Annotated in this window: 19 protein-coding genes; 7 read left to right on the top strand and 12 right to left on the bottom strand. The window is 73.6% G+C overall.

Features of this window, described 5'->3' with window-relative positions:
* Positions 1–86 precede the first annotated feature (86 nt).
* The 3 genes from KBX06_RS25730 to KBX06_RS25720 are packed head-to-tail and all read right to left on the bottom strand — an operon-like array spanning position 87 to position 3,113.
* Entirely contained in the window at positions 87–782 is a 696-nt protein-coding gene (locus KBX06_RS25730; protein ID WP_210839489.1) for an HAD-IA family hydrolase, read from the bottom strand.
* Between the two features lie 37 nt (positions 783–819).
* On the bottom strand, positions 820–1,953 hold the full coding sequence (locus KBX06_RS25725; protein WP_210839487.1) for a Gfo/Idh/MocA family protein: 1,134 nt from the start codon (positions 1,951–1,953) through the stop codon (positions 820–822).
* Positions 1,950–3,113: a DegT/DnrJ/EryC1/StrS family aminotransferase gene (locus KBX06_RS25720; protein WP_210839485.1), complete on the bottom strand. Its 1,164-nt coding sequence runs from the start codon at positions 3,111–3,113 to the stop codon at positions 1,950–1,952. The genes KBX06_RS25725 and KBX06_RS25720 overlap by 4 nt, the downstream gene beginning before the upstream one ends.
* A gap of 335 nt (positions 3,114–3,448) precedes the next feature.
* Between KBX06_RS25720 and KBX06_RS25715 the strand changes: the two genes are divergently transcribed.
* From KBX06_RS25715 to KBX06_RS25700, 4 genes are all read left to right on the top strand, one after another.
* Positions 3,449–3,880, top strand: a complete 432-nt coding sequence (locus KBX06_RS25715) for a type II 3-dehydroquinate dehydratase (protein WP_210839483.1) — start codon at positions 3,449–3,451, stop codon at positions 3,878–3,880.
* A gap of 91 nt (positions 3,881–3,971) precedes the next feature.
* Complete coding sequence (locus KBX06_RS25710; protein WP_210839481.1) at positions 3,972–4,325, top strand: DoxX family protein; 354 nt, start codon at positions 3,972–3,974, stop codon at positions 4,323–4,325.
* Positions 4,326–4,334: 9 nt separating this feature from the next.
* Entirely contained in the window at positions 4,335–5,270 is a 936-nt protein-coding gene (locus KBX06_RS25705; RefSeq protein WP_210839480.1) for an ROK family protein, read from the top strand.
* Between the two features lie 12 nt (positions 5,271–5,282).
* Entirely contained in the window at positions 5,283–5,843 is a 561-nt protein-coding gene (locus KBX06_RS25700; RefSeq protein ID WP_210839479.1) for an NADPH-dependent FMN reductase, read from the top strand.
* A 76-nt stretch (positions 5,844–5,919) separates the two neighbouring features.
* On the opposite strand, the gene KBX06_RS25695 is transcribed toward KBX06_RS25700, so the two are convergent.
* The 7 genes from KBX06_RS25695 to KBX06_RS25665 all read right to left on the bottom strand — a co-directional run bounded on the left by KBX06_RS25695 (position 5,920) and on the right by KBX06_RS25665 (position 14,787).
* On the bottom strand, positions 5,920–7,428 hold the full coding sequence (locus KBX06_RS25695) for an MFS transporter (RefSeq protein WP_210839478.1): 1,509 nt from the start codon (positions 7,426–7,428) through the stop codon (positions 5,920–5,922).
* Entirely contained in the window at positions 7,425–9,242 is a 1,818-nt protein-coding gene (locus KBX06_RS25690) for an IucA/IucC family siderophore biosynthesis protein (protein ID WP_210839477.1), read from the bottom strand. Before KBX06_RS25690 ends, KBX06_RS25695 begins: the two co-directional genes overlap by 4 nt.
* Positions 9,239–9,805, bottom strand: a complete 567-nt coding sequence (locus KBX06_RS25685) for a GNAT family N-acetyltransferase (protein ID WP_307854755.1) — start codon at positions 9,803–9,805, stop codon at positions 9,239–9,241. The genes KBX06_RS25690 and KBX06_RS25685 overlap by 4 nt, the downstream gene beginning before the upstream one ends.
* Before the next feature lie 5 nt (positions 9,806–9,810).
* Positions 9,811–11,109, bottom strand: a complete 1,299-nt coding sequence (locus KBX06_RS25680) for a lysine N(6)-hydroxylase/L-ornithine N(5)-oxygenase family protein (protein ID WP_210839475.1) — start codon at positions 11,107–11,109, stop codon at positions 9,811–9,813.
* A gap of 28 nt (positions 11,110–11,137) precedes the next feature.
* On the bottom strand, positions 11,138–12,694 hold the full coding sequence (locus tag KBX06_RS25675) for an aspartate aminotransferase family protein (protein WP_210839473.1): 1,557 nt from the start codon (positions 12,692–12,694) through the stop codon (positions 11,138–11,140).
* A 144-nt stretch (positions 12,695–12,838) separates the two neighbouring features.
* Entirely contained in the window at positions 12,839–14,080 is a 1,242-nt protein-coding gene (locus KBX06_RS25670; RefSeq protein WP_210839471.1) for an MFS transporter, read from the bottom strand.
* Positions 14,077–14,787 carry a siderophore-interacting protein gene (locus tag KBX06_RS25665; protein WP_210839470.1) on the bottom strand — a complete coding sequence of 237 codons (711 nt, stop codon included), beginning with the start codon at positions 14,785–14,787 and terminating at the stop codon, positions 14,077–14,079. Before KBX06_RS25665 ends, KBX06_RS25670 begins: the two co-directional genes overlap by 4 nt.
* A gap of 98 nt (positions 14,788–14,885) precedes the next feature.
* Here KBX06_RS25665 and KBX06_RS25660 point away from each other — a divergent pair, with 98 nt between their 5' ends.
* Together KBX06_RS25660 and KBX06_RS25655 are read left to right on the top strand one after the other, a co-directional pair.
* Positions 14,886–16,955 carry a penicillin acylase family protein gene (locus KBX06_RS25660; RefSeq protein ID WP_210839469.1) on the top strand — a complete coding sequence of 690 codons (2,070 nt, stop codon included), beginning with the start codon at positions 14,886–14,888 and terminating at the stop codon, positions 16,953–16,955.
* Positions 16,952–17,512, top strand: coding sequence for a GNAT family N-acetyltransferase (locus tag KBX06_RS25655; RefSeq protein WP_210839468.1), 561 nt, complete (start codon positions 16,952–16,954; stop codon positions 17,510–17,512). The genes KBX06_RS25660 and KBX06_RS25655 overlap by 4 nt, the downstream gene beginning before the upstream one ends.
* An 88-nt stretch (positions 17,513–17,600) precedes the next feature.
* Here the strand turns inward: KBX06_RS25655 and KBX06_RS25650 are convergent, their stop codons facing one another.
* The gene (locus tag KBX06_RS25650) at positions 17,601–19,058 is read right to left on the bottom strand and encodes a cellulase family glycosylhydrolase (RefSeq protein WP_210839467.1); all 1,458 of its coding nucleotides are present in this window, start codon (positions 19,056–19,058) and stop codon (positions 17,601–17,603) included.
* A gap of 226 nt (positions 19,059–19,284) precedes the next feature.
* Positions 19,285–20,520 (bottom strand): S8 family peptidase, encoded by a 1,236-nt coding sequence (locus KBX06_RS25645; protein WP_210839466.1) that lies wholly within the window; start codon positions 20,518–20,520, stop codon positions 19,285–19,287.
* A 386-nt stretch (positions 20,521–20,906) separates the two neighbouring features.
* Between KBX06_RS25645 and KBX06_RS28595 the strand changes: the two genes are divergently transcribed.
* Positions 20,907–21,242 (top strand): cellulose binding domain-containing protein, encoded by a 336-nt coding sequence (locus KBX06_RS28595; protein ID WP_307854753.1) that lies wholly within the window; start codon positions 20,907–20,909, stop codon positions 21,240–21,242.
* The last annotated feature ends 131 nt before the right edge of the window (positions 21,243–21,373 follow it).

Raw genomic sequence — 21,373 nt, 5'->3', positions numbered from 1 at the left:
CGGACGCCGGTCGGTCCGGCGTCCGGCGGGGCCGGTGAGCGGTTCGGCACGGCGTCGGGCCCCGGCCGGGGGCCGCGCCGACCGGGTCAGGGAACCAGGGTCGCCGGGCAGTGCGCGAGCAGGTCCGTCGGGGCGTGCAGGACCAGGTCGGGGCCGGCGGCGAGCAGCGCGGCGACGTCCCCGCCGTGCCAGGTCGTGGCGACGGCGGTCGCCCCGGCGTCCCGTCCGCTGAGCAGGTCGATGACCGCGTCGCCGACCATCATCGCCTGTCCCGGCGGCACGCCGAGGTGGCCGAGTGCCTGGAGCACGATGTCCGGGGCGGGCTTCGGGCGGGCCACCTCGTCGGAGCCGATCACCTTGTCGAACAGGCCCAGCACGCCGAGCGTGTCCAGCAGGGAGCGGGCCCGGGGGCCGCTCTTGCCGGTGGCGATCGCCATCCGGATCCCCCTCGAGTGCAGCGTCTCCAGGGTCTCCCGGACGCCGGGGAAGAGCGGCACCAGGTGCGCCATCCGGTAGCTCTCCCGGACGAACGGCTCCTCCATCTCCAGCGGCAGGCCCATCAGGCGCATGATGTCCGGGAAGTACCGGCCCATGTGCCGGTTGTACTCCTCGAACGGCGCCGGCCCGTCGCCCACCACCTCGGCGTACGCGATGCTGAACGCCTCCCGCATGACGGCCGAGCTGTCGACGACGACGCCGTCGAGGTCGAACACGACCGCGCGGATCGGGCCGCGCGCCGGCGACGACGGGGTCACCTCGACGGTGGACGATGGATGGCTCATGGCTGCTCCCGGAAGCGAGTGGGGCCGACGGTGGTTCTCACCGGTCGTGACGGCCCGCCAGCGCGTGCTGCCGCTCCGGCCGGGTGGGCCGGGCGGACTGGTAGATGCGTTCGATGATGTCGATGGTCCGGCGGGCCTCGGCCACGGCCGCTCCCCGGTTGTCCGGATCGGCGAGCAGCCCCGGCAGGGCGTCGAGCTGGCGGTCGTACTCGGCGCCGATCGGCTCCTCGGGCAGCGGCAGCCGGACGGTCTCGCCGTCCCGGGTACGGGTCAGCACCGGCGCCGGCTCGCGGTTGGGGCTGAAGCCGAACGTGCAGCGCAGCGCCGCCGACCCGGCGGCGCCGTGCACGGTGACGGTGGTGCGGTCCAGCGACTCGTGCGAGGCCCAGCAGGCGTGCAGTGCGACCGAGGCCCCGTCGGCGGTGAGCAGGAAGCCCCGCGCGGTGTCCTCGACGTCCCCGCGGTCGCGACCACCGGCGCCGGCGTCGCTGCGCCAGGCGGCGTGGGCGGCGCTGTCGTTGACGAAGTCGTCGGAGACACTTCCGATGGCGTGGGTGATCCCGGTCGGGCCGAGCATCGGCAGCACCGTGTCGAGCAGGTGCCAGCCGAGGTCCACCAGCGCTCCCCCGCCGGAGAGGTCGCGGCGGGTGAACCAGCCGCCCGCGTCGGGCACTCCCCGGGCGCGGACCCAGGCCACGTCGACGTGCCGGATCGGGCCCAACTCGCCGACCACGTCGGTCAGCGCCCGGATGTCGGCCCGGTAGCGGGCGGCGCTGCCGGCGAGCAGCACCGTGCCGCCGTCGCGTTCGGCGCCGGCCAGCAGGGTCGCCTCGGCGGAGGTCAGGCAGACCGGCTTCTCCAGGAACACCGGTACGCCCCGGCGCAGCAGCCGGACGGCGACGTCGGCGTGCAGGTGGTTCGGCACGGCGACCACCACCAGGTCGACCGCACCGGCCGGAAGGTCCTCGACGTCGGCGTACGCGGACGCGACACGGTGGGTGTCGCGGGCCCGGTCCCGGACGCCCGGCTCCGGGTCGACCACGGCCGTCACCTCGAAGCCCGGGTGCGCGGCGAGCCGGGGCAGCCAGATCTCCCGTCCGGCCCACCCGAGGCCGGCCACCGCGACCCGCACCGGTCGGTCGGTCGCTGCGGCCGGGGGCAGGGCGGTCATCCGGCGAGGACGTCGGCGAGCACGGCGGCGATGTCGTGCATCTGCTGCTCCGTGCCGAGCAGGGTGCGGTGGTGCAGCCAGATGCAGTCGGAGTGGATCTGCTCCACGTTGGGGCAGCGGGCCGCGACCGCCTCGACCGACTCGTCGGGGGCGCCGGCCTTCCAGAAGCCCTCGCACCGGTAGATCGCGCGGAACGCCACGAAGGCCGGGACGCCCCGGGCGATGAGCGCGTCGACCACCGCGCGGCGGCGCTCGATGGTGATCCCGGGAACGCGGAACATCGCCATGTAGTGCGGGTTGCGGTCGGTACGCGGGTCGGTGGTCTGCGGGACGACGCCGGGGATCTCGGCGAGCAGGCTCGACAGCAGCGGCCAACGCTGCTCGCGCACCGCGATCTGCTCGTCCAGCCGGGACAGTTGCGCGCGCAGCACGGCGGCGGTGAACTCGCCCATCCGGTAGTTCGAGCCGGTGGTGCCGTGCAGGTAGTCCCGGTCGGTGCGGGGCCGGCCGCAGCTGTGCACGAGGAACGCCCGCTCGCGCAGTTCCTCGTCGGGGAAGACGACCGCCCCGCCCTCCCCGGCGGTCATCAGCTTGCCGTTCTGGAAGCTGAACGCGGCCACCGAGCCCAGCGCGCCGGCCCGCTTACCCTGCCACTGCGCGCCGTGGGCGTGCGCCGCGTCCTGGAGCAGCGCCACGCCGGCGTCGGCGGCGAGCTTGTCCAGCGCGTCCATGTCGGCGAACTGGCCGGCCATGTGCACCGGCATGACGACCTTGGTGCGGGAGGTGATCGCGGCCTCGACGGCGGCCGGGTCGATGCAGTAGGTGTCCAGGTCGACGTCGACCGGCACGGCGACCGCGCCGAGGCGCTGGGCGGCCAGCGACGACGAGATGAACGTGAAGGCCGGGACGATCACCTCGGTGCCGGGCCCGACGCCGAGCACCTCCAGCGCCACCTCCAGGGCGTGGGTGCCGTTGGTGACGGCGAGCGCGTGGGGCGTGCCGTGGTAGTCGCCGAACTCCCGCTCGAAGGAGTCAACCTCGCTGCCGCCCATCCGCCACCACTGGCCCTGTTCGAGGGCGCGGATCAGGCCGGCCCGCTCCCCGTCGCCGAACTGCGGCCACTCGGGGAACTCCGACACCGTCGAGGGCTGACCACTCATGACTTCCCACTTCCCAACTCGGGCAGACCAGGGGCTTCGCCGGACCACCGGCCGGGACGACCCGGGACCGCCGGTACGCGGTCCGGGCACGCCGGCGCGCCGGGTGGCCGGTTCGAGGTAGGTGACGCTTCCGTTGGAGCCGGCGGCGTCGCTTCAGCAGGGAGGACGGTAACCGACCCGGACGCACGGTCACCGCCCCTAACAGCCCCTAGCCACCCCTTAGTCCGCCCGTGCCACGGCCGCCGCCGGTTCGCCCGGTGCCGCAGGCGTAGTAAGACTGCGTGGACCAGTCGTCGGGCCTTGTCGGGACAGGGCCTCGCCCCGCGAGGTGAAGCGTGTCGGACGTGTTGCTGCTGAACGGCCCGAACCTGGGCATCCTCGGCCGACGGGAGCCGGAGGTCTACGGCACCGACACGCTGGACGACATCGAACGCGCGGTCGGCGAGGAGATCGCCGAGCGGGGCTGGCGGGTGGTGTCCGAACAGCACGACTGCGAGGGCGCCCTGATCCGCGCGATCCAGAACAGCTACGACACCGTGGGCGCCATCGTCAACCCGGGCGCCCTGATGATCGCGGGCTGGAGCCTGCGCGACGCGTTGGCGAACTACCCGCGACCCTTCGTCGAGGTGCACCTGTCCAACGTCTGGGCCCGGGAGAGCTTCCGGCACGACTCGGTGATCGCCCCGCTGGCCAGTGGCGTCATCGTCGGGCTCGGGTCGCTGGGCTACCGGCTGGCCGCCCGCGCCCTCGTCGCGACCGTCCGGTGACGACCGCAGGCCCGGCGGTGCGGTGCCGTCGGCGTCGCCGCGGCAGCGGTACGGTCGTCCGCACGTCCCGACTCTCCCCGAAGGACCCCACGTGCACATTCCCATCCTCGTCCTGACCCTCATCCTCGCCGCGGTGTTCCTGGGCACCGCCGTGCCGAAGCTCACCGGGCAGGCACAGATGCGCGAACGGATGGACCACCTCGGCGTCTCGCCCGGGCTCACGCGCCTGCTCGGGGTCCTGGAACTCGCCGCCGTCGCCGGCCTGCTGCTCGGTCTGCTGTGGCCGCCGTTGGGCATCGCGGCGGCGATCGGCCTCGCCCTGCAGATGGTGGGCGCGGTCGTCTACCACGCCCGTGCGAAGGACCCGGCCCCGATGACCCTGACGCCGGTGATCTTCGCGGTGGCGGCCGTCGCGCTCGTGGTCCTGCACGTGCTCCAGGGCTGAGGCCCGGGCGTGACCGGTCCACAGCGGACCCCCGGTGTGCTGGGCGTCGACGTCGGCGGTACCAAGGTGGCGCTGCGCGCGGAGGCGCCCGGCCGGCCGGCGTACGACCGGCTCTTCCGCTGGCCGCGCGGCGCCGACCCGGCCGCGGACCTGGCCGCGCTGGCGGCCGAGGTGGACCTGCTGCGCGAGGTGTGGGGGCCGGTGGGCGCGGTCGGCGTGGCGATGCCGGCGACCACGGACCCGGCGGGCACCGTCACCACCTGGCCCGGTCGGCCCGGCTGGGCGGGACTCGACCTCGCCGCCGCGTTGCGTCGCCTCTTCCCGGCCGCGGCGACCGCCGTCGCCGACGACGGTGACCTCGCCGCGCTGGCCGAGGCCCGCCGCGCCGGCGCGGACGACGTGGTCTACCTGGGCGTCGGCACCGGGATCGGGGGCGGCGTGGTGCTGGCCGGGCGGTCGGTGCCTGGCCGCTCCTCCGCCGAGGTCGGTCACATGGTCGTCGCCCTCGACGGCGAGCGCTGCGACTGCGGCCGGCGCGGCTGCCTCCAGTCGATCGCGTCCGGCCCCGCCACCCTGCGCCGGGCCGGCGCCGGCGCCGGTGGCGAGGTGAGCTTCGACGACCTGCGGGCGGGGCTCGACGAGCGCCGGCCCTGGGCGGTGGCGGCGGTCGACGCGAGCTGCCGGGCCCTGGCGGCGGCGGTGGTGAGCCTCGGCGAGCTGCTGGACCCGGCGCTGGCGATCGTGGGCGGCGGCTTCGCCGCCGGCCTGCCCGGTTTCGTGCCGCTCGTCGCCGAGCGGGCCCGGTCCGCCGGCCGTCCCGGGCGACCGGCGCCACCGGTGCGCGCCGCCGCCCTCGGCGCGTCGTCGTCCCTGCACGGCGCGCTGGAGCTGGCCCGTGATCTGACCGGCACGCCGGTCCCCGTGCGTCCCACCCCCACCCCGTAGAGGAGATCAGCCATGGTCAGGATCGGTGTCATCGTCGGCAGCACGCGGCCCGGCCGCAAGGCCGACGCCGTCGCCCGCTGGGTGACCGACGTCGCCGCCAAGCGGGGCGACGCCACGGTCGAGCTGGTCGACATCGCCGACCACGACCTGCCGCACTTCGACGAGGTGCTGCCGCCGTCGATGGCCCCGTCGAGGCGCCCGGCCGTACGCCGTTGGGCGTCGACCGTCGCCGGGTTCGACGGCTTCGTCTTCGTCACCCCGGAGTACAACCACTCCATCCCGGGCGCGCTGAAGGACGCCGTCGACTTCCTGTTCAAGGAGTGGCAGCACGCCTCGGCCGGCCTGGTCAGCTACGGCGTGCACGGCGGCACCCGGGCGGCGGAGCACCTGCGGCTGGTGCTGGGGCAGGTCGGGATGGCCGACGTCCGGTCCCAGGTCGCGCTCTCCCTGACGACCGACTTCGTCAACTTCCGCGACTTCCGGCCGGCGGCGCACCAGGAGCAGGCCCTGGGCACCATGCTCGACGAGGTGGTCGCCTGGGCCGGCGCGCTACGGACGCTCCGCCGGGGCTGACGCGCCCCCGCGCGCCGGTCAACTGCCGGGCCGGGCCGACGGGGCCCAGACGCCGGGTCCGGACACCCGGGCGGCCTCAGCCGGCCCGCTCGGCCCGGCGCAGCAGCGCGGCGGCGACGCAGCCACCGGCGAAGACGGCCACGGCGCCGACCGTCTGGCCGGTCTCCAGGGCGGAGCGGAACGCCTCCGAGACGAGCGCGCGCTCGGACTCGCTCCGCGCGGCGGCCGCCGCGGCGGGAAACGATCCGGCGCCGGCCACGGCGGCGGGCAGCAGGGCGGCGAACCGGGCGTTGAGGATCGCGCCCAGCACGGCGATGCCGAGGCTGCTGCCGACCTCCGTCATGGTGCCGTCGACCCCGGCGCCGGCCCCGGCCTTCTCCGGCGGGATCGCGCTCATCACGGCCTCGACGATGGCCGGGTTGGCCACGGCACAGCCGGCGCCCATCACCAGCAGGCCAGGCAGCAGCACCCCGTAGCCGTCCGTCGGGGCGTGGGTGATCAGGGCGAGACCGCCGGCGAGCAGCGTCATGCCGAGGGCGATCGACCAGGCCAGGCCGAGCCGGCGGATCACCCGCGCGGCGATCCCGCCCACGTTCAGCAGCACGATGGAGAGCGCGAACGGCATCATCCGCAGTCCCGCCTCCCAGGCCGGGTAGCCACGGACGAACTGGAGGTGCTGGGTCAGCAGGAACAGCGCTCCGGTGGCGCCGAAGGTGATCAGGACGACCCCGGAGACCGCGCCCACGAAGCGGGGGTTGCGGAAGAAGTGCATGTCGAGCATCGGGTCGGCGACCCGCCGCTCCCAGGCCACGAAGGCGGCGAGCAGGAGCACCCCGGCGACCGCCGCGCCGAGCACCCCGGCGGCGGTCCAGCCCTGCTCCGGCCCGGCGATGATCGCGTAGACGACCCCGGTCAGGCCGGCCGTGGAGAGCAGCACCCCGCCCAGGTCGAGGCGTCCGCCGGCCGGTTGGCGCGACTCCGGCACCAGCACCCATGCCGCCACCAGGCAGACCAGCACGATCGGGACGTTGACCAGGAAGATCGCCCCCCACGGCAGGTGGGCGAGCACGAGCCCGCCGAAGGGCGGCCCGGCGGCGAACCCCAGGGCGCTCGCCGCCGCCCAGAGGCCGATCGCCCGGGTCCGCTCGGCGTCGTCGAAGACCTGCATCGCCACCGCGAGGGTGGCGGTGACCAGCAGCGCGCCGCCGATCCCCATGCCGGCGCGTGCCGCGATCAGCTGGCCGCTGGACTGGGCGAGCCCGGCGGCCAGCGAGCCGAGCCCGAACAGCACGAGCCCGGCCAGCAGCATCCGGCGGCGGCCGTACCGGTCGGCGGCGCTGCCCGCGGTGAGCAGCAGTCCGCACTGGACCAACGCGTACGCGTTGATCATCCACTGCACGTCGGCGGTGCTGGCGGCCAGCTCGGTCGTGAGCACGGGGATCGCCACGGTCAGCACCGTGTTGTCGAGCACCACGGTGACCTGGGCGAGGCAGAGCACGGCGAGGATCAGCCACCGGCCGCGCACCCGGCCGGCCGCACCGCCGGCCGGCGCCCCGGCGGCCGGCGCGAGCGTCGTGTTCGTCATCGGGCGGCCGGGGCGAAGCGGGCGATGGGGTTGGTCAGGGTGCCGACCAGTTGCAGCGCGGCCGACGGGTCGGCCAGGTCGACCATCTGCTGGTTGTTGCGCAGTTGGAGCCGGTTCAGGCAGGACAGCGCGAACTCCGGGGCGAACAGGTCGTAGCGGCGCAGCCGCTCGGCGAGGTGCGGGACGCTGTCGGCGTAGTCGGCCGCGCACTCGGCGACCGTCCGCCAGAAGGTCTCCTCGTCGAGCACGTCCTCGGTGACGAGGATGGCGCCGAGGTAGCGCAGGAAGCAGTCGAAGACGTCGGTGAAGATCGACAGCAGCTTCATGTCCTCCGGCACGTCGGCCCGCACCCGCCGCACCGGCGGGGGCAGGTCGGCGTCCGGGTCCATCACCACGATCTCCTCGGCGATGTCCTTGAAGATCGCCCGCTCGACCGTCGCGCCGTCGAGGACGAGGACGACGTTCTCGCCGTGCGGCATGAAGGCCAGGTCGTGGGCGTAGAAGCTGTGCAGCAGCGGGGTGAGGTAGGCGTCGAGGTAGCGGCGCAGCCACACCTTCGGCGCCAGGCCGGAGCGGGCGATGAGCGCGGCGGCGAACGAGCGGCCGTCGCGGTCGGTGTGCAGCAGCGACGCCATGGTCGCCAGCCGCCGGCCCGGCTCCAGGGCGGGCACCGGGCTCTCCCGCCACAGGGCGGCCAGCATCTTGCGGTACGGGGAGTACCGGTCGGTGGCCGCCTCGTACTCCAGGTGCCGGTAGCCGACGGCGGCCCGCTCCCGGATGATCGTCAGCCCGGTGCCCTTGAGCACCTCGTCGCCGTCGATCAGCTCGGCGAGCCAGTCGTTGATGGCCGGGGTGGCCTCCATGTACGCGGCCGACAGCCCCCGCATGAAGCCCATGTTCAGCACGGACAGCGCCGTCTTGACGTAGTGCCGGGACGGGTCGGTGACGTTGAAGAAGGTGCGGATGGACTGCTGGGCCAGGTATTCGTCGGGGCCGGGACCGAGGCAGACCAGCCGCCGCTGCGCCACCTCGGCGGCGAAGGTGACCGAGATCCTGTTCCACCACTGCCACGGGTGCACCGGGACGAGCAGGTAGTCGGCCGGTTCGAGGCCGAGCCCGGTCAGGGTGTCGGCGAACCGGGCGAGGGTGTCGTCGCCGAGTTCCGCGCGGATCAGCGTGTCGTAGTCGAGGTCGGCGGCGCAGGTGAAGGTCGTCCGGTCGCGGTGCGCGGCCACCCAGATCAGCCGCACCGGGTTGCCGGCCTCCGGGGCGTACGCCCGGTATTCGTCGACGCCGAAGCCGATGCGGCCGTTGTTGGCGACGAAGCCGGGGTGGCCCTCGGTCATCTGGGTCTCGATGGTCTGGAAGTCCGCGTCGGCGAGCTCGGCGGCGCTGACGGCCGGCTTGTCGAGCTTGTACGCGGTGCTGGCCAGGGTGGAGCTGATCTCCTCCAGGTAGACGGGGAGGATCTGGTCGGTGAGGCCGAGCGCGCCCCGCAGGTCGAGGCAGAACGCCAGCGCGTCCAGCGGCAGTTCGGTGTCGCCGCGGTGGCGGGTGATGCTGTCGGCGTCGATGTGCCAGTGGTCGAGGGCCAGCAGGCTCGCGGTGAACCGGTAGACGACCTCCCCGTCGTCGCCACGGACCTGGTAGCGCCGCGGGGCCGGGCCGGCGGCGGCGGGCTCGTCGGCGGGGACGGGCTCGGGCGCGAGGAGCCGCTCGTGGGCGAACTCGGCCAGCGCCTTGCGGACCAGCAGCCGGTTGGCGTGGGCCCAGTTCGCGGGCGTCAGGTGGGCCACGGATGCGAGCGGGTTCACGCGGGCACGTCTCCTCGGGTTGCGGCGTGGAACTGGTCACGGGTGCAGACGCTGAGCAGCGCGTCCTTCTCGGGCTTGCGGATCGGGCCGAGCACGGTGAAGCCGACGGCCGCGTTGAGCGCGTGCACCGCCGTGTTGCGCACGTCGGGCTCCACGACGACCCGGCGGGTGGCCGGATCGGCGAACAGCCACGCCATCACCGTCGTGATCACCGCCAGGGTGAAGCCGTGCAGGGGAGCGTCGGCTGGGGCGCAGAGGAAGTGCATGCCGACGTCACCGTCGGCCGCGTCGTGCAGGCCGACGAGTTCGACGTGGGCGGGATCGTAGCGTTCGGCGAGGAAGGCCGGGCGGCCCTCGTACAGGCCGAGGAACGCGTCGTGGTGCGGGTGCGCGGCGATCCGCCGGTACTCCTCGGCGACCTGGGCCAGGTCGGCGTCCTGCATCAGCCAGAACGCCGCCTTCGGGTGGGTCACCCAGCGGTGCAGCAGCGGCGCGTCGGCGTCCGGATCGAGGGTACGCAGGGCGAACTCGCCGAGCCGGTCGTCGAGGCGGCGGTGGACCACCTCGGTCACGACGCGGCCCCGGCCGGCACGCCGAACTCCTGGAAGGCGATGCCCTTCTCGATCGGGTAGTGCTCGCGGCCCAGCAGCTCCCGGATGATCCACGAGTTGCGGTACGGGCCCATGCCCAGGTCGGGCGAGGTGACGCTGTGCGTGTGGGTGCCGGCGTTCTGCAGGAAGATGCCGCGTCCGGTGTGGTCGATGCTGTAGTTGCGGGCCACGTCGAAGCGCCCGTGCGCGTCCCAGCGGATCCGCTCGCGCACCGGCTCCAGGAACTCCGGGACCCGGTAGTGGTAGCCGGTGGCCAGCACCAGCCCCTCGGTGTCCAGCGTGAAGTCGCGCTCCTGCTCGACGTTACGCAGGCCCAGCGCGTACGTCCCACTCGACTCGTCGTACGCGGCGGCGGTCAGCTCGGTGTTGGTCAGCAGCCGGGTGCGGACGGGGCCGGGGATGCTCTTGGCGTAGAGCAGGTCGTAGATCTCGTTGATCAGGTCGGCGTTGACGCCCTTGAACAGCCCCTTCTGCTCGGACTCCAGCCGGTAGCGGGTCTGCTCCGGCAGGGCGTGGAAGTAGTCCACGTAGTCCGGCGAGGTCATCTCGAGGGTGAGTTTGGTGTATTCGAGGGGGAAGAACCGGGGCGACCGGGTCACCCAGTTGAGCTGGTAGCCGTGCGAGTCGATGTCGCCGAGCAGGTCGTGGTAGATCTCGGCCGCGCTCTGCCCGCTGCCGACCACGGTGATGCTCCGCTTCGCCCGCAGCGCCGCCCGGTGCTCCAGGTACCGCGAGTTGTGGATCACGTCGCCGCCGAGCCCCGCGCAGGCGTCCGGCACGTACGGCGGGGTGCCGGTGCCGAGCACCAGGTGCCGGGCCCGGTAGGTGACCGACTCCCCCGTGGCCGCCACCGTCGCCGTGACGGTGTAGTGCTCGTCGGCCGGGTCGTACCCGACGGCGGTGACCTGCTGCCCGAACCGGATGCTGTCGAGCTTGCCGGCGGCCCAGCGGCAGTAGTCGTCGTACTCGCTGCGCAGTGGGAAGAAGCTCTCCCGGATGTAGAACGGGTACAGCCGCCCGGACTCCTTGAGGTAGCTCAGGAAGGAGTACGGCGAGGTCGGGTCGGCGAGCGTGACGAGGTCGGCGATGAACGGCGTCTGGAGGCGGGTCGACTCCAGCAGCATCCCGGGGTGCCAGCTGAAGGCGTCCCGCGCCTCCAGGAAGACGCCGTCGAGTTCGTCGATCGGCTCGGTCAGGCAGGCCAGGCCCAGGTTGTACGGGCCCAGCCCGACGGCGATGAAGTCGTGCGTCGACATGCGGTTCTCCAGAGCGGGGGGCGGATCGTCAGCCGACGGGGCAGGACAGCTCGGCGGTGGCCCTGGTCCGGGCGTACCAGCCGGCGTGTTCGGCGATGAGGTCGAGGACGTGGGCGATGTCGTCCAGCGTGGTCTCGGGGTTGAGCAGGGTGAACTTGAGGTAGTGCGCGCCGTCGACCTTGGTGCCGGCGACGAGGCCGGCGCCGGAGGCGGCCAACGCCTCGCGGGCGTACAGGTTGGCGTCGTCGACGACCTCCCGGCCGGCTGCGGCCGGCAGGTAGCGGAAGACCACGGTGCTCAGCTGCGACCGGGTCACCACCTCGAAGCGGGGGTCCTCGGTGAGCAGCTGCCACGCGGCGGCGGCCCGGTCGACCACCTCGTCGAAGAGCGCGCCGATGGCGTCCGGCCCCATGATCCGCAGGGTCAGCCAGAGCTTGAGGGCGTCGAAGCGGCGGGTGGTCTGGATGCTCTTGTCGACCTGGTTGGGGATGCGCTGCTCGACCATGCGCGCGGGGTTGAGGTAGTCGGCGTGCCAGGTGGCGTGCCGTAGCACGCGCCGGTCGCGGACCAGCAGCGCGCTGGAGCTGACCGGCTGGAAGAACGACTTGTGGTAGTCGACGGTGACCGAGTCGGCCCGCTCGATGCCGTCGAGCAGGTGCCGCCGGGTCGGCGACACCAGCAGCCCGCAGCCGTACGCGGCGTCGACGTGCAGCCAGACGCCGGCGGCGGCGCAGATGTCGGCGATCTGCGGCAGAGGGTCGATGGTGCCGAAGTCGGTGGTGCCGCCGGTGGCGACGACGGCCATCACCACCAGCCCCTCCTCCCGGCACCGGGCGATCTCCCGGGCCAGGTCGGCGGTACGCATCCGCCGGTCGGCGTCGGTGGGCACGGTGACCACCGCGTCGGCGCCGAGGCCGAGCAGCTTGGCCGCCTTCTGCACGCTGAAGTGCCCGGCCGCCGAGGTGAGGATGCGCAGTCGGGACAGCAGCTCCGGGCGGGACTGCCGCTCGGTCGCCCGGCCGACAAGGCTCGCGCAGGTCTCCTCGCGGGCCAGCAGCATCGCCTGGAGGTTGGACTGGGTCCCGCCGCTGGTGAAGATACCGTCGGCGGCCGGCCCCAGGCCGATCCGCTCGGCGGTCCAGTCGATGAGCCGACGCTCGATCAGGGTGCCGCCGGCGCTCTGGTCCCAGGTGTCCAGCGAGGAGTTGACGGCGCTGAGCACCGCCTCGCCGAGCAGCGCGGGGATCACCACCGGGCAGTTGAGGTGCGCCAGGTAGCGGGGGTGGTGGAAGTAGACGGCGTCGCGCAGGTAGACGTCGTGCAGCTCGTCGAGGGCGGCGCCGCTGTCGCCCAGCGGCCGGTCCAGGTCGATGCCGGCGATCCGCGGTGCCAGCTCGTCCGGTGTCGCGCCCGTGAACGGCCGGTCCACCTCGGCCACCCGGGTCGCGATCCGGCCGATCCCCTCGGCCAGCACCCGCCGGTACTCCTCGACCGTGCCAGCGGTGAACAGGTGGACGCGGGCGCCGTCGGACCCGGGGGTCACTCCGGTCGAAGGCACCTGGACGGTGGATCCGGGCAGGCTCATGCGGGTCCTCAGCGGTCGGGAACGGGCGGTGGGCGGGGATGATGGCACGTCACCATCCGCCCGCGGTCGGTGATCGAGCGCGAGCTTAGGTTACCCTAACCTAAGAATGTGTCAACATCGCTGCTCCGAAGTGGTCGAGATCGCTCAGCCCGGAAGCTTCGCCAGCTCCCGCTCGCCCGGCGGCGCGTCGGCCGGCCGCCGGAAGCGCCGCTGGTGCCCGAGGCCCAGCGCGACGCCGAGCGCCACCAGCACCACCGAGGCCACAGCGACCGCGGGGTAGCCGAACACCTCGGCCGCGGCCAGCGCGATCGAGGCCGCCACGAACGAGCAGACCAGCCCGAACGACGAGAGCACCGTGAAGTCCGTGCCGCCCGTGCCGGGCCGCGAGTAGTCCATGTTGACCGTGTAGACCACGACGTTGGCGATCGTGTAGGCGGCCATGAAGCAGCAGAGCGCGGCGATCGTCCCGGCGAGCGGGGCCCGGCCGTTCATCAGCGGCAACAGCATCGCCGTGGAGATGGCGAGCGCCACTCCCCCGGCCACGAGGACGCGACCGCGCCCGAACCGACCGATCGCGGCCCCGGCGGCCAGCCCCGCCACGATGGCCGGCAGGCTGGTCACCACGCCGGTCACCACGCCGATGCGCGCCAGGGACCAGTCCGCGTCCACCAGGGCCGGCGTCACGAGGGCGTACGTCGCGCCGGCCCCGATGTAGACCAGCGGCACCACGCCGAAGGTCCACACCCGGCAGCCGGGCTGGCCCAGCACCGACAGCAGCGCCCGGTAGGCCGCGCCGGCGCTCGTGACGCGTTCGGTGCGGTCCGGCTCCCGGAACCGCCACACGACCACCAGGGCGACGGCGGTCAGGGCGGCGAGCAGCAGGATCGCCGGCTCCCAGCCGAACCGGTCGTAGACGACCACGCAGGCGCCGCCGCCGAGCAGGTTGCCCACGTAGCTCGCGGCGACCTGGATGCCGTTGCCGGTCCCCCGCGTGCGCTCGGAGAGCAGCCGTACGGCCACGGCGTCGACGGCGATGTCCTGCGTCGCGGAGAGGAACACGTACGCGACGCAGATCGCGACGACCGGGCCGAGCTGCCCCGCCGGGCGGTCGAACGGGAGCAGGGCCAGCAGGGTCAGCACCAGGCCGCCCTGGAGCACCAGCAGCCAGGACCGGTAGTGGCCCCGGTGCCGGGAGCCGTACCGGTCGATGACGGGCGCCCAGAGGAACTTGATCGGCCAGACCAGGCCGACGAACTGCAGCAGCGCCAGCGTGTCGAGGGAGGTGCCGCCGTCGCGCAGGATGGCGGTCAGCCCGACGGTGATGAAGCCGATGCCGAGGTACTGCGTGACGTAGAGCGCGGTGAGCGTGCCGAGCCGGCCTCTCACCTGGCGCTCCAGTACGCGAGCGAGGTGAGCTGGTGCTTGCCGACACCCAGGTTCCGCCGTACGTGCTTGGTGATGCCGCGCGTGCTGGCCGCCTCGCAGGCCACCCAGTAGTGGGCGTCCTCGGCGGCGGGCAGGGCCGCGCAGACGGTCTCGACCAGGTGCCGCCCGTCGTCGCGGCGGGGCACCCAGGTGACGTCGTGCGTGGCCGCGGCGCGCGGCGCCAGCTCCTTCTCGCCCTCGTGTGCGTACTCCAGCCACACCGTCGCCGGGGTGTCGGGGGCCGCGGCGAGCAGGCTGTTGACCGCCGGCAGCGAGGCGGCGTCGCCGACCAGGTAGAGGTGCCGCGGGGCGGGATCCGGCAGGCTGAACCCGGTGCCCTGCACGGTCGCGTCGATGGTGTCGCCGACCTGCGCGGCGGCGGCCCAACGGGCGGCGCACCCGTCGTGGATGGCGAACTCCAGGTCGAACCGGCCGGTCGCCGGGTCCGGGTCGACGAGGGTGTACGCGCGCTGGTGCGGCTTGCCGTCGTTGTCGAACCACAGCCGCACCCACATGGTGGGGTGCACGCCGCACGCCTCCAGCAGCCCGCCGCCGTCCATGCGCAGCCGGCGGTAGTGCTCGCCGACCGCCTCGGTGCCCAGCACGGTCAGCCGGAATTCGCGACCGCCCATCGCCTTGAGCACCAGGGCTTCCCAGTTTCGCTTCACGCACCCCTCCAGGTAAGGTCGGCCTCAGTTAGGGGAGGGTAGCCTAAGTTGACATTCCTGTGGCAGGTGGGACGGCCACTCATCCGTGAGGCGCGACCATGACCGGAATCCATCGCGACCGGTGGGGCATCCCGCACCTGCGCGCCGACAGTGTCGACGGGCTCGCCCGGTTGCAGGGGCGGGTCGCCGCCGTCGACCGGGCCTGGCAGGTCGAAGTGGAGCGGTGGCGCTCGGAGGGCCGGCTCGCCGAGCACGTCGGCCCGGCCGAGCTGGGCTGGGACTCCTTCGCCCGCCGGGCCCGCCTGGACGACACCGCCCGGCGCTGCTTCGAGCGACTCGCTCCCGCCACCCGACGGTGGGTCACCGCCTACGTCGACGGGGTCAACGAGGGGCTGGCCGAGGGCGCCGCCGCGGCACCCGAGTTCGCAGCGGTCGGCTGCGCCCCGGGCCGGTGGCGGCCGTGGTCGCCACTGGGGGTCTTCCTCGTCCAGCACGTGCTCTTCTCCACCTTCCCCAACAAGCTGTGGCACGCCCACGTCGCCGCCACCCTCGGGGAGTCGGCGACCGACCTGTTCGCCGTCGAGGGCCCCGGCGGGTCGGGCAGCAACGCCTGGGCCGTGCCCGGCGACCCCGGCACCGGGCGGGCGCCGGTCGTCGCCGGTGACCCGCACCGCGTCCTCGAACTGCCCGGCATCTACCAGCAGGTGCGCCTCGCCTGCCCCGAGTTCGACGTGTTCGGCTTCGCGTTCCCCGGGGTGCCCGGCCTGCCCCACTTCGGACACGCCGGCGACGTCGCCTGGGCCGTCACCAACGCGATGGCCGACTACCAGGACCTCTACCGCGAACAGCTACGCCGCGACGGCGACCGGGTCATGGTCCGCGAGGCGGACGGCTGGACGCCGGCGCACCGGCACGTCGAGCGGATCGAGGTCCGCGGCGGCGAGCCGGAGTCCGTGGAGGTCGTCGAGACGCCGCGCGGGCCGGTCGTCGACCACGACCGGAGCACCGGCGAGGCGATCAGCCTGCGCACCCCGAGCCGGGTCGAGCAGCGCCTGGGCTTCGAGGCACTGCTGCCGCTGCTGCGGGCCCGCAGCGCCGACGACGTCGCCGAGGCACTGCGCGCCTGGGTTGAGCCGGTCAACAGCGTGCTCGTCGCCGACCGGCACGGGGCGGTGCACCAGCTCGTCGCCGGCCTCGTCCCGCTGCGCGACGACCGGTGCCGCCGCGAGCCGGTGCCCGGCGACGACCCACGGTACCGGTGGGACGGCGGCTACGCCGCGCCGCGCCGCGCCGCCGTCGACGGGTTCGCGGTCTGCGCCAACGACCGCCGCCCCGACGTCGCGGACCTCGGCACCGGCTTCGCCCCGCCGCACCGGGCCCGGCGCATCCGCGCCCTGCTGGCCGGGGGCGCCGGGGCGGAGGCCGTACACATGGACACCCGGCTGGCGGCCGGGACGCTGCGGAGCGTGCTCGACCGGGTCGACCCCGACGGGCTCAGCGAGCCGGCGCGTCGCCTGCGGGACCGGCTGACCGCGTGGGACGGGCACATGCGGGCCGACAGCGTCGACGCCGGTGCCTGGGCCGCCTGGCGCGCCGCCCTGACCCGCCGCCTGCACGACCACCCCTGCCTGCGCCCGCTGCGCGAGGCCCCGAACGCGTTCGACGGCCTGTTCGCGCCGTGGACCGACCCGCTGTCGCGCATCGGCCACGCCCTGGACGCGGTGGCCGCCGGGCTGCACCGCCTCGGCGGCGAGATCGGCCCGGTGGCGGCCGGCGCGCTGGAGGACGTCGCGGCGGACGACCCGCCGGGGCCGTGGGGCCGGCGGCACGTGCTGCACCCCGTCCACCTCGGCGTGGCGGCGGCGACCGACGAGGCGGTACGAAGCATGCGCGAACGGGTCGCGCTGGCCGGCGACTCCGACTGCGTGCTGGCCACGTCGAGCGTGCCCGGCGTCTCCGACGCGTGCTGGCGGGGCCCGGTGGCCCGTTACGTGTGGGACCTGACCGACCGCGCGGGCAGCCGCTGGATCGTCCCCTTCGGCGCGTCCGGGCGGCCCGGGGACCCGCACTTCGACGACCAACTGCCACTGTGGGCCGGCGGCGAGCTGGTCCCGGTGGTCACCGACTGGCGAGAACTGACCCGAGAACCAGGAGACGCGACACCGTGACATACCAGGAGAAGATCCCCAACTTCGGCGAGCTGTCGCTCGTCGCGCTCGACCCGGCGGCCCACGCGGATCTGGTGCACGGTTGGGTGACCCAGCCCTGGGCGGCGTTCTGGGGCATGGGTTCGCACTCGGTGGCCGAGGTACGGGAGATCTACGAGTTCGTCGACGGCCTCGACACCCACCACGCGTACCTGATCATGCTCGACGGCGCCCCGATCGGCCTGTTCCAGACCTACCAGCCGGAGGCGGACCCGGTCGGCGAGCGCTACACCGTGCGACCCGGCGACGTCGGGATGCACCTGCTGCTCGCTCCCGGCAGGCGCCCGCCGAAGGGTCTGACCACGGCCATCGGCCCCGCTCTCGCCCGTTTCCTGTTCGCCGACCCGACCCGGCTGCGGATCGTCGTCGAGCCCGACGTGCGCAACGAGCGCGCGCTGGACCGGCTACGGCGGGAGGGGTTCACCTTCGGCGACGAGATCGACATGCCCGACAAGCGGGCCCAGCTGGCCTTCCTGACCCGGGAGCGGTACGAGTCGGCGCACGCCGTACCCGCCTGAGGCGACCCCCGCGGCCCGCCGCGATCCGGGTCGGTACGACGTGGCGAGGCCCCGCCGGTTGCGACGGGGCCTCGCGGGGACGCGTCGTTCAGGAGGTGGGGAAGTTGTCCGGCGTGCGGATGCGGTCGCGCATGAGGGCGCCCGACTGGGTGAGCACGCCCGGACCGGTGTAGGTGTTCCCGGCGCAGGTGCCCGGCCGCAGCGCGGCGCTGCCCTCGGCCTTGTCCGAGTAGGTCCAGTTGGCGTAGCTGATCTTCAGACGGTCCAGCAGGTCGAGCCAGGCGTTGCTGCTGGCGACGTCGACCCCGCCGTCACCGGTGTAGTCCACCGTGCCGAACTCGGTGACGAACAGCGGCAGCCGGGCGGCGGCCCGCTCCACCTCGGCGCGGTAGTTGTCCCGGTGGGACGCGGCGTAGAAGTGGAACGTGTACATGACGTTGGTCGCGTTCACCGGGTTGTTGATGACCTCGTCGGCGTTCGAGCCGTCGGAGACGCCCAGCGAGGACCAGCCGCGGGTGCCGACCACGACCACCGCGTCCGGGTCGTTGGCGCGGATCACCGGGATGACCTGCTCGGCGTAGCTCTTGATCGTCGCCCAGCTGACGCCGTTGGGTTCGTTGGCGATCTCGTAGATGACGTTCTTCTTGGCGGCGTTGCGGGCGGAGACCGCCGCGAAGAACGTCTTGGCCCGGTCGAGGTTGTACGTCGGGTCGCCCGGCGTCAGGGTGTGGAAGTCGAGCAGCGCGTACATGCCGCGCTGCTCGGCCTCGTCGACGAGGGCGTTGACCCGGTTGGTGAACCCGGCCGGATCCGTCTCGTAGCCGTCCTCCTGGACGTACATGGCGATGCGCAGCAGGTCGGCCCGCCAGTCGTCGGCCAGCGCGTCCAGGGAGGCGTCGTTGTAGCAGCGGGCGAACCACTGGATCCCGTGGGTGCTCATGCCCCGCAGTTGGATCGGCCCGCCGTACTGGTTGCACAGGTTGACCCCGCAGACCCGCAGCTGCCCGTTGATCGCGACCGGGGTCTGACCGCCCGGGGGCGGGGTCGTGGGCGGCGGGGTGGTCGGCGGCGGGGTCGTGGGCGGGGGCGTGGTGGGGGGCGGCGGCGTGGTCGGCGTGGTCGCGCCGGTGCAGGCGGTGCCGTTGAGGGCGAACGCCGTCGGCGCGGGGTTGGCGGTGGTCCAGGTGCCGTTGAACCCGATGCTGGTAGACGCGCCGGTGGCCAGCGCGCCGTTCCAGCTCACGCTGCGCGCGGTGACCGCGGCGCCGCTCTGGCTCCAGGTCGCCGACCAGCCCTGGCCGACCCGCTGGCCGGCGTCGGGGAAGGCGAAGCCGAGCGTCCACCCGTCGACCGCGTCGCCGAGGTTCTTGATCGTGATGTTGGCGGTGAAGCCGCCGGCCCAGCTGCTGGTGGTGTAGGTGACGGCGCAACCGGTGGCGGCCTGGGCGTCGGCGGCCGGGACGGCGGCCGACGCCGCGACGGTCAGCGCGCCGACCGCGCCGGCCATGACCAGGGTGCGCCGGGACGGGCGCGGAAGGAGCTTCATGGGGTGCCTTCGCTTCCGATCGGTGGTGGGGGTGCCGGCCGCCCGGCAGGCCGGTCGTCCGGTCGGGAGGCTCGCGGGACAACCCTGCCCACGGGGCCGGGAGCGCTCCCATTCACGGCAGCTTAGGCGGGCCGCCCCCTCTCCCGCAACATGGACGAACATCGAAGTGCACGCGCACCGGCCCCGGGGCGTGGACGCCCCGGGGCCGGTGTGCCGACGGTGTCGATCAGAAGGTGGGAGCCAGGTAGAGCAGGCGGTTCGGGGAACCGGTGCCCGGGTTGGTGATCACGTTGGGCGTGGCCTGGCCGACCAGGTACGAGTGCACCTGGGCGGGCGTCCAACTCGGGTAGACGCTGAGCACCCGGGCGGCCGCGCCGGCGACGTGCGGCGAGGCCATCGAGGTGCCGCTGATGGAGGAGGTCGCGGTGTCGCTGGTGGACCAGGCCGACAGGACGCCCACGCCCGGGGCGAACATGTCGGTGCAGGAGCCCCAGTTGGAGAACGAGGCCCGCGCGTCGTTGCTCTGCGACGCGTTGACGGTCAGCGCCGTCGGCACGGAGGCCGGCGAGAAGTTGCAGGCGTTGGCGTTGGAGTTGCCGGAGGCCACGGCGTAGGTGATGCCGTCGGCGATCGAGTTCGCCACCGCGCTGTTCAGGGACGCGTTGTAGGAGCCGCCGAGGCTCATGTTCGCCACCGCCGGCTGGCCCGCCTGGTGGTTCGAGGTCACCCAGTTGATGCCGGCGATGACCTGCGCCCAGGTACCGCTGCCCTGGCAGTTCAGCACCCGCACGCCCACCAGTCGGACGTTCTTCGCGACGCCGTAGGTGTTGCCGCCGACGGTGCCCGCGACGTGCGTGCCGTGGCCGTTGCAGTCGGTGGCCGGCAGGCTGCCGTCGACCGCGTCGTAGCCGTCGATCGCCTGGCCGGCGAAGTCGACGTGGGTGGTCCGGATGCCGGTGTCGATGACGTACGCCGTCACGCCGGTGCCGCTGCTGTTGTAGGTGTAGGTGCGGCTGAGCGGGAGGTTGCGCTGGTCGATGCGGTCCAGGCCCCACGGCGGGTTGTTCTGGGTGGCCGTCATCGACACGGTGTGGTTCTGCTCGACGTAGTCGACGGCGGGGTGCGCGGCGAGGCGCTTGGCGGCCCGCTCGGAGAGCTTCACCTCGAAGCCGTTGAGCGCGTCGCCGTAGACGTGCCCCACGCTGCCGCCGAAGCGGGCGGCGAGCGAGCCCGCGGTGCTCTTCACCTCGCCCTGGCGGGTGCCGGCACGACCGCCGACGCTGGTGTCCTTGAGTACCACGATGTAGCTGTCGGCCACGGCGGTCGCGCCACCGGCGCTCAGGATCTCACCGGTGGCCGAGGCCGCCGCCGGTGCGCCGATCATGGTGGTGACCATGGCGGCGCTGGCGAACACGCTGGCCGCAGCGGCGAGGGTACGCCGACGAGTGCGAGGGAGTGTCATCTCCCGGTCCTCCTACTGTGGTGGCCCCCGGGTGGCTCGTGACGCACCCGACGAGCGGTCTGGACGATGAGCAAACCTTAGCCGCCACATTCATGATCGTAAATTTTGTTGATGTTCACGATGTGAGGACGATGTTGAAGAAAAGGCTCGTGAATGCCTTGCGTGAAACAGAATTCCATTGAGACACGTCGACTTTGCCGGTTGCCTGCCCCCGGGAGCACCGGGCCGTCACACCTCGCACCTCGACCTGTGACAGGAGCTCCTCCACTCGAAGGCCCCTGCTCCACGCCCTGCTCGCCGCGCTGGGCGATCCCCCCTCGCCCTCGTCGCCGGGTTCACCGCCCCCTCCCCCGCCCGGCCGGCGACCGCCGCGCTCGCCGGTGGCGGTGGTCGACCAGTGGGCCGGGCTCAGCCCGGCCGCCGGCTGCACCGCGAGCTACCGCGTGCCGGGCCAGTGGCAGGGCGGCTTCCAGGGCGAGGTGACGGTACGCGACTCCGGCACCGCGCCGGTCTCCGGATGGAGCGTCCGCTTCGCCTTCGCCGACGGCCAACGGATCAGCCAGCCCTGGAACGCCCGGCTGACGCAGAGCGGGGCCGAGGTGACCGCCGGCAGCACCGGCTGGAACGGCGCGCTCACCCCCGGCGCGCGGGCCGCCTTCGGCTTCCTCGCCAGCACCTCCGGGGGCACCACCACGGGGCCGGTGAGCTGCACGGCCACCTGACACGGGCAACCCCGCCGGCCGGCCGCACGCCCGTTCCGGAAGCGCCGCGACCGGCGTCCGGGCCAACAGTGCGGGCACGGCCGGGGCCGGGGCACGGGTGCGGGCACGGGCGGGGCGGGGCGGGGCGGGGC

Source organism: Micromonospora sp. C31, assembly GCF_018070575.1.
Taxonomy (GTDB): domain Bacteria; phylum Actinomycetota; class Actinomycetes; order Mycobacteriales; family Micromonosporaceae; genus Micromonospora.
The sequence above is the reverse complement of the archived record's forward strand: the minus strand, read 5'-3'. Positions and strand labels throughout refer to the sequence as shown.